Genomic DNA, 14605 nt, shown 5'->3' with positions numbered 1-14605 from the left:
GGACCCCGCTCGACCGTCAGTTCTCGGAGTGTTCGACGAGACCGAAACTCGGCTGCGGACGCCCGGCGCGGTCGTCGCCCGGGAGGGGGCGGGAGCGTCGGCCATAGATGACCTCCGACGAATCCAGCAGCCACGGAACGAGCGTCACGGTGACGCCGTGCACGAGCATCAGCTGGTGCGCGATGCGACGCGCGCGCCGGTTGTGCAGCGGCGCCTCCCACCAGTGCCCCACGATGTACTGCGGCAGGTAGACCGTGACCACGGCGGGGCCGTGCTTCTCGCGGTATTTCTCGATGAAGCCGGTCAGCGGGGCGGCGTAGTGCCGGTACGGCGAGTCGACGACGATCAGGGGCACCGGCATCCGATGCACGTCCCAGTCGGCCTGCAGCTCGGCGATGTCATCGGTGGTCACCGCGATGTGCACGGCGAGGGTCTTGTCGTGCTTGGCGGCGAGGGCGTAGTCGATCGCCTTCGCGACGGGCTTCTGGAGCTTCCCGACGAGGATGATCGCCAGGTCGCCCGTCGAGCCGTAGCGCACGGTGTCGTCCATCGAGATCTCGTGCTCGACGTCGCGGTAGTAGCGGTTCACGCCGATCATCAGAAAGGACAGGACGGGGATCGCGAGGAACACCAGCCACGCACCGTGGGTGAACTTGGTCACGGTCACCACGAGCAGCACCGCGATCGTGAAGGCCGCCCCGATGCCGTTGATCACCAGTCCGACACGCGCCTCCCGACGCGCCGCGGCGTCGTTCTTGCAGTACCGGAGCTCGCGGCGCCAGTGGCGCACCATTCCGAGCTGCCCGAGCGAGAACGACACGAAGACGCCGATGATGTAGAGCTGGATCAGGGTGGTGAGGTTCGCCTGGAAGACGATCAGCACCCCGATGGCCGCGGCGCCGAGGATCAGCATCCCGTTCGAGAAGACGAGGCGGTCGCCGCGCGAGTTCAGTCCCTTGGGGGCGTAGCCGTCGCGGGCGAGGACGGCGCCCAGCAGCGGGAACCCGTTGAACGCGGTGTTCGCGGCGAGGAGCAGCACGCAGGCCGTCGCCGCCTGCACGAGGAAGAACAGCGGCGACGTCGCCCCGAACGTCGCGGCGGCGACCTGCGCCATGAGGCTCGGCTGCGGCCCGGCAGCGCAGTCGAAGCCGATCAGCGCGCACGGATCTTCGGCGTAGTGCACCCCTGCGACGAGAGCGAGCGCGGTGAGCCCGGCGAAGAGCATGATCGCGATCGTGCCCATCAGCACGAGGGTGGTCTGCGCGTTCTTGACCTTCGGGGCGCGGAAGGCGGGCACGCCGTTGCTGACCGCCTCGACGCCGGTGAGGGCGGAGCAGCCGCTCGAGAACGCCCGCAGGAGCAGCAGGATGACCGCGACCTGCGACAGGTTCTCGGCGTCGACCGCGTAGCCGGCGCTTGCCGCCACGGGTGCGTCGCCGATGGCCCAGCGGAAGAGGCCGGTGCCGATCATGAGCGCGACCGAGCCGATGAACACGTAGGTCGGGATCGCGAAGGCGTGGGATGCCTCGCGGACACCGCGCAGGTTCACGATGACGATGAGGATGACGAAGCCGATCGCGAGCTCGACCCGCCACGGGTCGAGTCCGGGAACGGCGGAGATGATGTTGTCGACGCCCGAGGACACCGAGACGGCCACCGTCAGCACGTAGTCGACGAGGAGCGCCGAGCCCACCACGACGCCCGAGTTCTCGCCGAGGTTCGTGCGGGCGACCTCGTAGTCGCCACCGCCCGACGGATAGGCCTTGATGAGCTGCCGGTAGCTGAGGACGACGACCACGAGCAGGACGATGACGGCGGCCGCGACGGGCGGGGTGAAGGCGAGGAAGGCGGTGCCGCCCACGAGCAGGATCATGAGGAGTTCCTGCGGCGCGTAGGCCACCGATGACAGTGCGTCCGACGCGAAGATCGGGAGGGCCCGCTTCTTGGGGAGGAGCTGCTCGTCGAGCTTCTCGGAGGTGAGGGGATCGCCGATCAGGATGCGTTTGGCGATGGGGGATGCGGCCGGTTCCGGCTCGCGACTGTCAGGAGCCACGGCGGGCGACACTACGCCTGCCGGGCCCCCCGCGCAATGCGGCGCCTCTAGGGTGGCCATCATGTCGTCACAGGTGTTTCCCGCAGTCGCCGCCGTCGTGCTCGGGCTGCTCGTCGGATTCGTCCTGTTCGTGCCGCTCGTGGCGGTCAGCTATCGCCGCCGCGGCACCCTCACCCCGGCGCGATTCGCGCTGTGGGCGGCCGCGCTCGTCTACTTCCTGGCGCTGTGGACGTACACGCTCCTGCCCCTTCCGGCATCGGATTCCTACGCGTGCGCGCCGGCCGTGCTCTCGCTGGCCCCGACGATCGACGACGTGGCCGCCGCATTCGCCCACGGCCGCCCCTGGACGGACGTGCGCCTGCTCCAGGTCGTCTTCAATGTGGCGCTGTTCGTTCCGGCGGGGATCTTCGTGCGTCTGCTGGCCCGGCGTGGCGTGGTCACTGCGCTGCTCGTGGGCGGCGCCGTCTCGCTCCTCATCGAGCTCACCCAGGTGACCGGGGTGTGGGGCGTCTTCCCCTGCGCCTATCGGATGTTCGACGTCGGCGACCTGGTCACCAACACCTCCGGCGCGGTGATCGGGGCCGCGGTCGCCCTGCTGATCCCGGGCCGAGCCGGTGGGGTCGAGCGGCTTCCGGGCGCCGATGAGCCCCGCCCCGTCACGCGCGGTCGTCGCCTTCTCGCGATGCTCTGCGACGTGCTCGCCGCGAGCGTGGTCGCCGCGCTCGCGGGCACGGCGGTGCAGGTGTGGCTGCAGTACGTCGCCCGCGACCGCGACGCGGTGCTCGACGGCGTAATCGCCGGTCTCGCGAACACCGCGACGCCCATCGCGGTGACGCTGGTGCTGACGCTCGCGACGGGACGGAGCATCGGCGACCTGGCGGTGCAGCTCCGCTATCGCGGCGACGTGCTCCCGGCACCGCTCGCGCGGCTCCTCCGATGGGCGGGCGGTATCGGCGGCATCCTCGTCGCGAACACCCTTCCGAGCCCGTTCTCGCTCGTCGGTGGACTGCTCGTGCTGCTCGGGGTCGTGCTCGTCTTCACGACGGATCGAGGCCGAGGGCTTCCGGGTGTCGTCAGCGCACAGCGCCTCGAGGACGCCCGCTCGCGCTACTGACCCCGCGCGCGGAACGTGTAGGTGATGGAGGCCACGCTCGAGCCGCCGGCATCGGACACCACGAAGGCGCTGAAGGTGCGGTCGCCGTTCGAGTAGAACGTGCCGCGGCCTTCGCCGAGGACGAGCCGGACGCCGCCGCTCGAAAGCTGCACCTCGTCGACGGGATCCTTCGACCGGACCTCGTCGATCGAATCACCGATCTCGACGCCGAACTCGTCGACGATGCTCACCGATTCGGGTGCGCCGCCCGTGATCATCGCGAACGTGGGCGCCGGCACCTCCGACCGGGAGCGGCCGCCGTCGCCGAGGAACACGTCGTAGAGGCGGAAGCCCGACCAGTTGTAGATGTCGTAGGCCCAGTTCTCGGCGTCGCCGTTCTGGAAGTCCTCGGTCGGGGCTTCGCCGAACACCTCGGTGAGCGCCTCGATGGCGGGCGCGGCGTCGTCGGCCCAGGCGTGGGTGAAGGTCGAACCGTCGGCATCCGTCACCGTGAAGCCGGTTCCCGTCACGGACACGGATGCCGCAGCCTCCGGCTCGGCCGGCGCCGGCTCGCCGCCGGTCTCGCCGCCCGTCGTGCCGTCGCTGCCCGGAGCGGTCGTCGACCCGGCCGGTGCGGCCGGAGCCGGACCACCCTGCCCGCGCTGGAAGAGTGCGCCGAGGGCGACCACCACCGCGATCAGGAGGACGACCGCGACGACGCCGAGGAGGATCGGCGTGCGGCGGTTCGGGGCGTCGTGCACACCGCTCACGCGAGGAACTCCCGGGCTGCAACGGTCAGAGCGTCGACGCCGCGCGCGATGGTCGGGTGGAGGACGGGTGCGAAGAACGGCGAGTGGTTCGTCGGGATGTCGCGCGCGACGGAGCCTGCGGCCACGGCATCCGCGTACTGCGCCGGCTCGACGCCGCCCCAGAACCAGTAGACGAGCGGCACGCCGGCCTCGCGGGCGAACCACGAGACGTCCTCGCTCCCGGTGAACATGCCGGGATCGACGACCGCCCCCTCGCCGAACGCCCGCTCGAACGCACCCGTGAGGCGCGCCGTGGCGGCGTGGTCGTTGATCGTCGGGGGCAGGCTGTGCTGCGTCGAGATGATGGGCTCCTGCTCGGCACCGGAGGCCGCCGCCTCGGCGCGGACGATGCGCTCGACGCGGGCCATCACATCGGCGCGGGAGGCTTCGTCGGGGTAGCGGAGACTGAGCTCGAGCCGGGCTTCGGCGGGGATGATGTTGTTCTTGAGTCCCGCGTGGATCGATCCGACGGTCACGACCGCCATCTCGCGGGGATCGATCTCGCGCGACACGATCGTCTGCAGGCGCATCACGGTCGCCGCGGCCATCACGACCGGGTCGATGGTCGAGTGCGGCCGGGAGCCGTGCCCGCCGCGTCCCAGCAGCGTCACCGTCAGACCGTCAGAGGCGGCCATCTGGGTGCCGGGGCGTACGCCGATGACGCCTGCCGGAAGCGGGGTGAGGTGCTGGCCGAGCACGATGTCGGGCTTCGGGTAGCGGTCGAGCACGCCGTCGGCGATCATCGCCTGCGCGCCGGCGCCGTATTCCTCGGCGGGCTGGAAGACGGCGACGACGGTGCCCGACCAGGCGTCCTTCGAGGAGGAGAGCTTCTCGAGGGCGCCGAGGAGCGCGGTGACGTGCATGTCGTGACCGCACGCGTGCATCACCGGCACGTCGGTGCCCGCCGGGTCGACGCCGCGGGCCGTGCTCGCGTAGGCGAGGCCGGTCTGCTCCTCGACGGGGAGGCCGTCCATGTCGGCGCGGAGCCACACCACGGGGCCGTCCCCGTTGCGGATGCTCGTCACGACGCCGGTGCGGCCGACACCCTCTTCGGCGTCGAGGCCGAGAGCGGCCAGTTCGCGAACGATGACCCCGGCGGTGCGGGTCTCCTGGAACGAGAGCTCGGGGTGGCGATGCAGGTCGGTGTAGATCGCTTCGAGGTCGAGGGTCATGCCGTCGAGCCTACGGGGGACACCTCTGCATCCGCTGCGGGAGCCGCTGTGGAGCTGCGGACGACGAGCTCGAACGGGAGCTCCCGGTCGGCCGGCTCCGCGCCCTCCTCGATCGAGCGGAGCACGGCGTCGCCCGCCCGCTCGCCCTGCCCGTGCGGGAACTGCGCGACGGTCGTGAGGCCGAAGAAGCCGCTCATCTCGTGACCGTCGACCCCGACGACCGACAGGTCGCGCGGGACCTCCAGCCCGCGCTCGCGAGCGGCGAACAGCGCCCCGAACGCCATCTCGTCGGATGCCGCGAAGATCGCCGTCGGCGGGGTGCCGCCGTCGAGCAGCCGAGCCGCCGCCCGGTGGCCCTCCTCGATCGTGAACAGGGCCGGTGCGTATGCGGGCTCGGGGACACCGGCATCCGCCATCGTCGCCGCGAACCCGTGGCGCCGGAGCGAGGGGATGTCGAACCCCGGGTCGCCGTCCTTGCTGTAGCCGATGTGCGCGATCCGGCGGTGCCCGAGATCGAGCAGATGCTGGGTCGCCAGGCGCGCGACCGCGGCGTCGTCGACCCGGAGGACGGGCAGGCGGGCGCTCATCGCACCGAGCCCGACGACCGGCAGATCGAGCGCCAGCAGGCGGTCGATCTCGTCTTCGGCGAGGTCGACGGAGAGCACGACGAGCCCGTCGACACGACCCCGGCGCAGCGAGACGTCGAGCACATTGGCGCGCTGCGCGGGGTCGTCGCTCATGTTGTAGAGCGTCATGTCGTAGCCGCGCGGCGCGAGCCGGCTGGCGATGCCGTCGAGGACGTTCGCGAAGAACCACCGGTCGAGGAGCGGCACCACGACCCCGACGTTCGAGGTGCGGCCGGTCGCCAGCGTGGAGGCCGCGGCCGACACGACGTACCCGAGGTCATCGGCTGCCGTGCGGACGCGGGCACGGGTCGCATCGGAGATGCGCCCGCGCCCGCTGAGCGCGCGTGAGACGGTCGCCGCCGACACGCCCGCGGCGCGGGCGACGTCGTCGATGCCGGGCATGGTCAGTCCGCGGCGATCCAGACCGTCGTGTCCGCGGGCAGCTCGCCACCCTCGAACGCGGAGCTCGCCACCAGCAGGGTGCCCTTCGGCAGCGCGACCGGCGACGTGCCGATGTTCGCGATGACCGTCACGTCTCCGTTGCGCACCGCGATGACGTCGTCGCCGTAGCCGTCCAGCCACTCGAGCGATCCAGCGCCGAGCCCGTGCGCACGACGCGTCGCGAGCAGGCTGCGGTAGAGCCACAGGGTCGACTCGGGATCGTTCTCCTCGACGTCGCGGGAGTATGCGGTCCAGTCGGTGGGCTGGGGCAGCCAGCTCTCTCCCGAGGGGCTGAAGCCGAACGCCGGGGCGGTCGAGTCCCAGGGCAGCGGCACGCGGCATCCGTCACGGCCGTAGCGCTCGCCGTTCGTGCGGAACCAGGTCGGGTCCTCGCGGACGTCGTCGGGCAGCTCCATCGCCTCGGGAAGGCCGAGCTCCTCGCCCTGGTAGACGTACGACGAGCCGGGAAGCGACAGCATGAGGGCCGTGGCGGCGCGGGCGCGGCGGAGTCCCATCGCGGGGTCGGGCTTGCCGGGGGTCTCGGGTCCGACGCCGTGGCCCTGCGGGTGTCCGGGCATCGCGAGGCGGGTCGCGTGGCGGATCACGTCGTGGTTCGAGAGGACCCACGTCGCCGGGGCGCCGACGGCGGGGAAGGCGCGCAGCGACTCGCTGATGACCTCGCGCAGCTGCGCGGCGTCCCAGTCGCTCATCGCGTACGGGAAGTTGAACGCCTGGTGCATCTCGTCGGAGCGCACCCACTTCGCGGTCTCGTCGACGGTCGGGAGCCACGCCTCGGCGCAGAGCGCGCGGTCGCCCTCGTACTCGTCCATGACGCGGTGCCAGTCGCGCCACACCTCGTGGACGCCCTCCTGACCCCAGTACGGGACGGGCTCTTCGCCGCCCATGGAGTCGGCCTCGGCGGGCGGGGTGTAGTCGGGAAGGCCGTCGGCCTTGATCAGGCCGTGCGCGACGTCGACGCGGAAGCCGTCGACGCCCCGGTCGAGCCAGAACCGGAGGGTGCCGCGGAACTCCTCGCGGACCTCCTCGTTGGTCCAGTCGAAGTCGGGCTGCGAGGTGTCGAAGAGGTGCAGGTACCACTGACCGTCGTCGACGCGCGTCCATGCCGGACCGCCGAAGACGGACTCCCAGTTGTTGGGGGGCAGCTCGCCGTTCTCGCCCGTGCCGTCGCGGAACATGTAGCGCGCGCGCTCGGGGCTGCCGGGCGCGGCGGCGAGAGCGGCCTGGAACCAGACGTGCTGATCGGACGAGTGATTCGGGACGAGATCGATGATGACGCGGATGCCTCGGGCGTGCGCGGCCTCGAGCATGTCGTCGAAGTCGCCGAGCGTGCCGAACAGCGGGTCGACGTCGCGGTAGTCGGCGACGTCGTAGCCCGCGTCCTTCTGCGGCGAGGTGAAGAACGGGCTCAGCCAGACGGCGTCGACGCCGAGCGAGGCCAGGTCGTCGAGACGCGACGTGATGCCGGGCAGGTCGCCGATGCCGTCGCCCGAGGCGTCGGCGAAGGAGCGGGGGTAGATCTGGTAGATCACAGCGGTGCGCCACCACTCGGCGCCGGGGCGGCTCTCGCCGATGGGGGCCAGCGTCGACGGGTGCGTCGCGGGGGAGATCGAAGTCATGCGCGTCAGCCTAGCGCAAGCGCTTGCGCACGGGAGGGTGCGGGACGCGTGAGGACGAGCGGCCCGAGTAGCCTGGGTCGGTGCCCTCCGAAGCCCTCACCCGCGCCGAGTCGCTGATCGCGACGATCCCCGACTTCCCCGAGCCGGGCATCCTGTTCCGCGACATCTCCCCGCTCCTGGCGGATGCCGCGGGGCTCCGCGCCGTCGTCGACGCGATGGTGCAGCCCTTCGAGGGCCGTTTCGACGTGGTCGCCGGCGTCGAGGCGCGCGGCTTCCTCCTCGCCGGCGCGGTCGCGACGGCCGCGGGAGTGGGGCTCGCCCCGATCCGCAAGGCCGGCAAGCTGCCGCGGCCGGCCGGAGCGGTGAGCTACGCCCTCGAGTACGGCACTGCGACGATCGAGATGGCCGACGACCTGCCGCGCGGCACCCGCGTGCTCCTGGTCGACGACGTGCTGGCCACCGGCGGCACGCTGCGCGCCGGCCAGGAGCTCCTCGCCGAGCTCGGCTACGAGCTGGCGGGCACGGCGGTGCTCATGGAGCTCGCCGCGCTGGACGGGAAGAAGGTCTGCGGCCCGGTGCACAGCGTCTTCACCGTCTGAGCTGCGGGTTCGCCCGCCCGGCTCAGGTGCGGATCACGACGTTCTCCGGCTCTTCGCCCGCGAGCAGGTGACCGATCTGCCGGCGGATGAGCCGCTCGATCCGCGGGTGCATCGCGGCGGTCGCGCCGCCGATGTGCGGCGAGATGACCACGCCGTCGAGCGTCCACAGCGCGTGGTCGGCCGGGAGCGGCTCGGGGTCGGTCACGTCGAGACCCGCGCGGATGCCGCGTCGCCGGACGTGGTCGATGAGAGCGTCGGTGTCGATGAGCGAGCCGCGTCCGACGTTCACGACGAGGGCGCCCTCCGGCAGCGCCGCGAGGAACGCATCGTCGACGATGTGCCGGGTCTGGTCGCCGCCGGGCAGCGTCACGACGACGATGTCGACCTCGGGAAGGAGCGCCGGCAGCTCATCGACGCCGTGCACGTGGACGCCGCCTTCGTCGCGCGCGCGGGAGGCGACAGCCACGAGGTCGATCTCGAACGGCTCGAGCCGCGCGGCGACGGCCTTGCCGACGCCGCCGTAGCCGAGCACCATGACGCGGCGATCGGCGAGGCCTGTCGCCGAGAACGGCGACCATTCCCGCGCGTCCTGCGACCGCACGAAGCGGTCGACCTGGCGTTGCGCGGTGAGGGTGAGGGCGAGGGCGAGCTCGGCGGTCGACGCCTCGTGGACGGTCGCGGCGTTCGCGAAGACGGATCCGGCGGGGAGGAGGTCTTCGACACCCTCGTACCCGATCGACTGGCCCTGCACGAGCCCGACCTCCACGCCCTCCAGCCAGGGGAGCGGGCTCCCCGTGCCCATGTAGGGCGGGACGACGATGTCGATCCGCGGTCGCGGTGACGCGGCATCCATCTCCCAGACGAACACGTCGGCGCCGTCGATGTCGGCGAGCTCCTCGGCGAGGCGGGCGGACGGGACGCTGACGCTGATCTGAGCCATGCGTTCGAGGCTAGCCCCCGTCGCGGCCGGCGCGCCCGAACGGTGATCGCCCTGCGCGCGAACCCGGCCCGCGCGCACCGGGCCCCGCATAGGCTGGCCCGATGCCCGAAAACCCCCGCGGAGCCCCCGACGCCTTCGTCCGCGTGCGCGGAGCGAACGAGAACAACCTCCGGAACATCGATGTCGACGTGCCGCGCGACGCGATCGTCGCCTTCACCGGGGTGTCGGGATCGGGCAAGTCGTCCCTCGCCTTCGGAACGATCTTCACCGAGGCGCAGCGCCGCTATCTCGAGTCCGTCGCGCCGTACGCGCGCCGCCTGATCCAGCAGGGGCACGACCCGCACGTCGACTCGATCACCGGGCTTCCCCCGGCGGTCGCCCTCCAGCAGCGGAGGGGCGCGCCGAGCTCGCGCTCGAGTGTCGGAACCGTGACGACCCTCTCCAACTCGCTGCGGATGCTGTTCTCCCGCGCCGGGACCTTCCCCGACGGCTTCACGACCCGCCTCGACTCCGATGCGTTCTCGCCCAACACGGCGGCGGGCGCCTGCCCCGAATGCCACGGCGTCGGCGTCGCGCACACCGTCACCGAGGACACACTCGTGCCCGACCCGTCGCTCAGCATCCGGGGCGGCGCGATCGCGGCGTGGCCGGGAGCCTGGCAGGCCAAGAACCTGCGGGACATCACCATCGAGCTCGGCTACGACGTCGACCGCCCGTGGCGCGAGCTCGACCGCGCCGACCGCGACTGGCTCCTCTTCACCGACGAGCAGCCGGTCGTGCAGATCACTCCCCAGCGCGACCGGGTCGCCAAGCCCTACAACGGCATGTTCTGGAGCGCCAAGAAGTACGTCTTCCACACGCTCTCCGACTCGAAGAGCGCGTCGATGCGCGCGCGCGTCCTCGCGTTCGTCCGCACCGGTGTGTGCCCGCTCTGCTCCGGCACGGGCCTTCGGCGAGAGGCCCTCGCCGTGACGTTCGCGGGGCGCACGATCGCCGAACTGAACGCCCTGCCGCTGCGCGAGCTCGCCGAGATCATCCGCCCCACGACGCTGATCGAGGATGCCGCGCCGGCGCTGCCGACCACGGAGTCGGGGGAGCGCACCGATGTCGCCGTGGCCATCACGACCGATCTGCTGGCCCGCATCCAGGTGCTCCTCGAGCTCGGGCTCGGCTACCTCGGGCTCGGCCGCGTCACCACGACGCTGTCGCCCGGGGAGATGCAGCGACTGCGCCTGGCCACGCAGCTGCGTTCGGGCCTGTTCGGCGTCGTCTACGTCCTCGACGAGCCGTCGGCCGGTCTGCATCCGGCCGATGCGGCGCCGCTGCTCGACGTCCTCGAGCAGCTCCGGTCGTCGGGCAACTCGGTCTACGTGGTCGAGCACAACATGGACGTCGTCCGTCGCGCCGACTGGATCGTCGACGTGGGCCCCGGCGCGGGCGAGGCGGGCGGCGACGTCCTCTACTCCGGCACCGTCGACGGACTCGAGAAGGTCGAGGCGTCGGCGACGCGCCCGTTCCTGTTCCCGGGGCGCGGCGGCGCCCCCGAGCCGGCGCGTCCGCGCCGGACCCCCACCGGCTGGCTCCGCCTGGGCGGCATCTCGCTGCACAACCTCTCGGGCCTCGACGCCGAGATTCCGCTGGGCGCGCTCGTCGCCGTGACCGGCGTCTCGGGCTCGGGCAAGTCCACCCTGGTGAGCCGGGTGCTGCGGGAGGTCGTCGACCGTCACCTCCGGGGCGGATCGACGGGCGATGCGGATGCCGACGGCGCGACCGACGAGCCAGGCGAGGCCGAGGGGCTCGCCGACGCCGCGCTGCCGGCGACCTCCGCCGACACGCTCCGGGTCGATGAGGTGTCGGGTCTGGAGTTCGTCGACCGGCTCGTGAGGGTCGACCAGAAGCCGATCGGGCGCACGCCGCGGTCGAACCTCGCGACCTACACCGGCCTGTTCGACGCCGTCCGCTCGGTGTTCGCCGGCACCGACATCGCCCGGGCCCGCGGGTACACCGCCGGACGCTTCTCGTTCAACGTCGCCGGCGGACGCTGCGAGACCTGCCTCGGCGAGGGGTACGTGTCGGTCGAGCTGCTCTTCCTCCCCGGCAGCTACGGGCGCTGTCCCACGTGCCACGGCGCCCGCTACAACGCGGAGACCCTCGAGGTCACGTACGAGGGCAGGACCGTCGCCGACGTCCTCGCGATGACCGTCGACGAGGCGGCGACGTTCCTGGCCGCTGTCCCCGTGGCATCCCGGAGCCTCCGCACCCTCCAGGACGTGGGTCTCGGCTATCTCCGTCTCGGCCAGCCCGCGACGGAGCTGTCGGGAGGCGAGGCGCAGCGCATCAAGCTCGCGACGGAGTTGCAGCGCGCCCGTCGCGGCCACACGCTCTACCTGCTCGACGAGCCCACGACCGGACTCCACCCGGCCGACGTGCGCCTGCTCCTCGAGCAGCTGCACGCGCTCGTCGACTCGGGCGACACGGTCGTCGTCGTCGAGCACGACATGGACGTCGTCGCCGCGGCCGACTGGGTCATCGATCTCGGACCCTCGGGCGGCGACGCGGGCGGCCGGATCGTCGCGGCGGGAACTCCGGATGCCGTGGCCGCCGCGCCCGACAGCCGCACCGCCCCGTACCTCGCCCGGCGCCTCGCTCCACGCGAAGCCTGAGCTCCGGTCAGTCGAGGGTCGCGGTGCGTCGTTTCGCCTGTGCGGCGATACCTCGTCAGGCCACGGAGTGGACGACGGCGGCGATCGCCGAGGTGAAGAACTTGAGTCCGTCGACGCCCGATCGCATCGCGACGGTCGTGTCGGGGCCGAAGCCCGGCTCGATCGCGTGCTCGGGGTGCGGCATGAGGCCGACGACGTTGCCGCTCTCGTTGGTGAGCCCCGCGATGTCCTCGATCGACCCGTTGGGGTTGACGCCGGCGTAGCGGAACGCGACGAGGTTCTCGCCGTTGACCCGGGCGAGCGTCTCGGCATCGGCCGTGTAGCCGCCGTCCGCGTTCTTCAGCGGGATGACGATCTCCTCACCGGTGCGGAAGTCGCTCGTCCATGCGGTGTCGTTGTTCTCGACGATCAGGCGCTGGTCACGGCGGATGAACTGCTGGTGCGCGTTGCGGATGAGGCCACCCGGCAGCAGGTGGGCTTCGACGAGCATCTGGAACCCGTTGCAGATGCCGAGGATCGGCATCCCCTTCGCCGCGGCGTCCTTCACCTCGGACATGATGGGCGCGAGCGCCGCGATCGCGCCGGCGCGCAGGTAGTCGCCGTAGCTGAAGCCACCGGGCAGGACGAGCGCGTCGACGCCGTCGAGGTCGTGCGAGCCGTGCCACAGCGCGACGGGCTCGCCGCCGGCGAGGCGGATCGCGCGCTGCGCGTCACGGTCGTCGAGCGACCCGGGGAACGTGATGACGCCGACGCGGGCGGTCACTCGACGACCTCGATGCCGACCACGTCTTCGATCACGGAGTTGGAGAAGATCTCGTCGGCGAGCTCGCGCACGGCGGCGAGGGTCTCGTCGTCGGCGCGCTCGACGGTGAGCTCGAATCGCTTGCCGATGCGGACATCGGAGAAGCCGCTGTGGCCCAGGCGCTGGAGTGCGCCGGCGACGGCCTTTCCCTGCGGGTCCAGCAGCTCGGCCTTGGGCATGACGTCAACGACGATGGTGGGCATTCGAGGCTCCGGGATGTCGCGGGCAGGGGGTGTGCCCAGTCTATGGCCCCGGACGCGTGACCAAACCGTGACCGAGGTGGCATCCCGAGCTGCTTGACACTCGTGGGAGCGATCCCATAGCGTCGAGCCAGATCGATGAGAGCGCTCCCACCACGGGGGACCCGCACCTCGCTCTCGCCCACACCACAAAGGAGTGTCCTGTGAATTCACGCGCCCTGCGACGCGTCGGCCTCATCGCCGGTGTCGCCACCACCTCGGCCCTGATGCTGGCCGCCTGCTCGAACGGCGGCACCACGCCCGCCGCCGAGGGGACGACCGGTGAAGAGGACGTCACGCTGACCATCGCGACGTTCAACAACTTCGGCTACACCGACGAGTTCCTGCAGAAGTACGAGGACGAGAACCCGAACGTCACGATCGTCCACAACAAGGCGGCCGAGTCGGGCGACGCCCGCAAGAACTTCTTCCAGAAGCTCGGCAAGGAAGGCCTCGCCGACATCGAGGCCGTCGAGGTCGACTGGCTGTCCGAGGCCATGCAGTACTCCGACCTGCTGGCTCCCGTGCCCGCAGACCTGAAGGGCCGCTGGCTCGACTGGAAGGAAGCCGCCGCGACCGACCCCGAGGGCAACCTCATCGGATACGGCACCGACATCGGCCCGCAGGCGATCTGCTACCGCTCCGACCTCTTCGAGGCAGCCGGTCTGCCCACCGAGCCCGCCGAGGTCGAAGCCCTCTTCGACGGCGACTGGAACACCTACTTCGACGTCGCCGACCAGTACAAGGAAGCCTCCGGCAAGGCGATGATCGACTCCGCCAACTCCGTGCTCCAGGGCATCGTGAACCAGATGGAGCTCACCTACGACGAGCCCGACGGCAACGTCATCGCGACCTCGAACCCCGAGATCGCCGAGGCCTACAAGAGCGTCACCGAGCGCGCCGTCCCGAACTCGGCCTACTCGGCTCAGTGGGGCGACGACTGGATCGCCGCGTTCAAGACCGACGAGTTCGCCACGGTGCTGTGCCCCGGCTGGATGCAGGGCATCATCGCCGGCTACGCACCCGACCAGGCCAACTGGAAGATCGCGAACACCTTCCCGAACGGCGGCGGCAACTGGGGTGGCTCGTACCTGACCATCCCCGCCAACGGCAAGAACATCGCCGAGGCGCAGAAGCTCGCCGACTGGCTGTCCGCTCCCGAGCAGCAGGTCGAGGCGTTCGTCAACGTCGGCGCCTTCCCGAGCCAGAGCGAGGCGTACGAGAACCCCGACCTGACCGGCTACGTCAACGAGTACTTCAACGACGCCAAGACCGGTGAGATCGGCGCCTCGCGCGCCGAGGCCGTGACCGTCCAGCCGTACAAGAGCGCCGACTACTTCAAGTACCACGACGCTCTCCAGAACGCCGTGAACCGCGTGTTCGACGGCACCGAGAACGAGCAGGCCGCCTGGGACACCTGGGTCGCCGAGGTCGAGAAGTTCTGACCCATCTCTGACGGGATGCCGGCCGCGCTCCGCCCGCGGACGCGGCCGGCATCCCCTCTCCTCCTGCCATCCTTCGACCGACGCTG

Annotated in this window: 12 protein-coding genes; 4 read left to right on the top strand and 8 right to left on the bottom strand. The window is 71.2% G+C overall.

Going from position 1 to position 14605, the window contains the following annotated elements:
- Positions 1-16: 16 nt before the first annotated feature.
- The gene (locus tag ACJJV7_RS11065) at positions 17-2113 is read right to left on the bottom strand and encodes an APC family permease (protein WP_405374957.1); all 2097 of its coding nucleotides are present in this window, start codon (positions 2111-2113) and stop codon (positions 17-19) included.
- A 1-nt stretch (position 2114) separates the two neighbouring features.
- Between ACJJV7_RS11065 and ACJJV7_RS11060 the strand changes: the two genes are divergently transcribed.
- Positions 2115-3167 (top strand): VanZ family protein, encoded by a 1053-nt coding sequence (locus ACJJV7_RS11060; RefSeq protein ID WP_405374743.1) that lies wholly within the window; start codon positions 2115-2117, stop codon positions 3165-3167.
- Here ACJJV7_RS11060 and ACJJV7_RS11055 read toward each other — a convergent pair.
- Genes ACJJV7_RS11055 through ACJJV7_RS11040 form a run of 4 tightly spaced genes read right to left on the bottom strand, consistent with a single transcriptional unit; the run spans position 3161 to position 7831 of the window.
- Positions 3161-3916 (bottom strand): hypothetical protein, encoded by a 756-nt coding sequence (locus tag ACJJV7_RS11055; protein ID WP_405374745.1) that lies wholly within the window; start codon positions 3914-3916, stop codon positions 3161-3163. The two genes, ACJJV7_RS11060 and ACJJV7_RS11055, sit on opposite strands and share 7 nt — an antisense overlap.
- Positions 3913-5127 (bottom strand): amidohydrolase, encoded by a 1215-nt coding sequence (locus ACJJV7_RS11050; protein WP_405374747.1) that lies wholly within the window; start codon positions 5125-5127, stop codon positions 3913-3915. The genes ACJJV7_RS11055 and ACJJV7_RS11050 overlap by 4 nt, the downstream gene beginning before the upstream one ends.
- Positions 5124-6155 carry a LacI family DNA-binding transcriptional regulator gene (locus tag ACJJV7_RS11045; protein ID WP_405374748.1) on the bottom strand — a complete coding sequence of 344 codons (1032 nt, stop codon included), beginning with the start codon at positions 6153-6155 and terminating at the stop codon, positions 5124-5126. Before ACJJV7_RS11045 ends, ACJJV7_RS11050 begins: the two co-directional genes overlap by 4 nt.
- A gap of 2 nt (positions 6156-6157) precedes the next feature.
- Positions 6158-7831, bottom strand: a complete 1674-nt coding sequence (locus tag ACJJV7_RS11040) for a glycoside hydrolase family 13 protein (RefSeq protein WP_405374750.1) — start codon at positions 7829-7831, stop codon at positions 6158-6160.
- Positions 7832-7911: 80 nt separating this feature from the next.
- Between ACJJV7_RS11040 and ACJJV7_RS11035 the strand changes: the two genes are divergently transcribed.
- Positions 7912-8430 carry an adenine phosphoribosyltransferase gene (locus tag ACJJV7_RS11035; RefSeq protein ID WP_405374752.1) on the top strand — a complete coding sequence of 173 codons (519 nt, stop codon included), beginning with the start codon at positions 7912-7914 and terminating at the stop codon, positions 8428-8430.
- Between the two features lie 22 nt (positions 8431-8452).
- Here ACJJV7_RS11035 and ACJJV7_RS11030 read toward each other — a convergent pair whose 3' ends face one another.
- A complete protein-coding gene (locus tag ACJJV7_RS11030; protein ID WP_405374754.1) occupies positions 8453-9370 on the bottom strand; it encodes a 2-hydroxyacid dehydrogenase in 918 nt (305 codons plus the stop codon).
- Positions 9371-9471: 101 nt separating this feature from the next.
- On the opposite strand from ACJJV7_RS11030, the gene ACJJV7_RS11025 reads away from it, so the two are divergent.
- Positions 9472-12033, top strand: coding sequence for an ABC transporter (locus tag ACJJV7_RS11025; protein ID WP_405374756.1), 2562 nt, complete (start codon positions 9472-9474; stop codon positions 12031-12033).
- A 55-nt stretch (positions 12034-12088) separates the two neighbouring features.
- Here ACJJV7_RS11025 and purQ read toward each other — a convergent pair whose 3' ends face one another.
- Both purQ and purS read right to left on the bottom strand, forming a co-directional pair.
- Complete coding sequence (gene purQ / locus ACJJV7_RS11020; protein WP_405374758.1) at positions 12089-12796, bottom strand: phosphoribosylformylglycinamidine synthase subunit PurQ; 708 nt, start codon at positions 12794-12796, stop codon at positions 12089-12091.
- On the bottom strand, positions 12793-13038 hold the full coding sequence (gene purS, locus ACJJV7_RS11015; RefSeq protein WP_405374760.1) for a phosphoribosylformylglycinamidine synthase subunit PurS: 246 nt from the start codon (positions 13036-13038) through the stop codon (positions 12793-12795). Before purS ends, purQ begins: the two co-directional genes overlap by 4 nt.
- A 200-nt stretch (positions 13039-13238) precedes the next feature.
- Here purS and ACJJV7_RS11010 point away from each other — a divergent pair, with 200 nt between their 5' ends.
- Positions 13239-14519, top strand: coding sequence for an extracellular solute-binding protein (locus ACJJV7_RS11010; RefSeq protein WP_405374762.1), 1281 nt, complete (start codon positions 13239-13241; stop codon positions 14517-14519).
- Positions 14520-14605: the final 86 nt, after the last annotated feature.

This window comes from Microbacterium sp. Ld4 (assembly GCF_045066555.1).
GTDB lineage: Bacteria > Actinomycetota > Actinomycetes > Actinomycetales > Microbacteriaceae > Microbacterium.
Note: the sequence above shows the minus strand (reverse complement) of the source record. Positions and strands in the feature narration are given on the sequence as shown.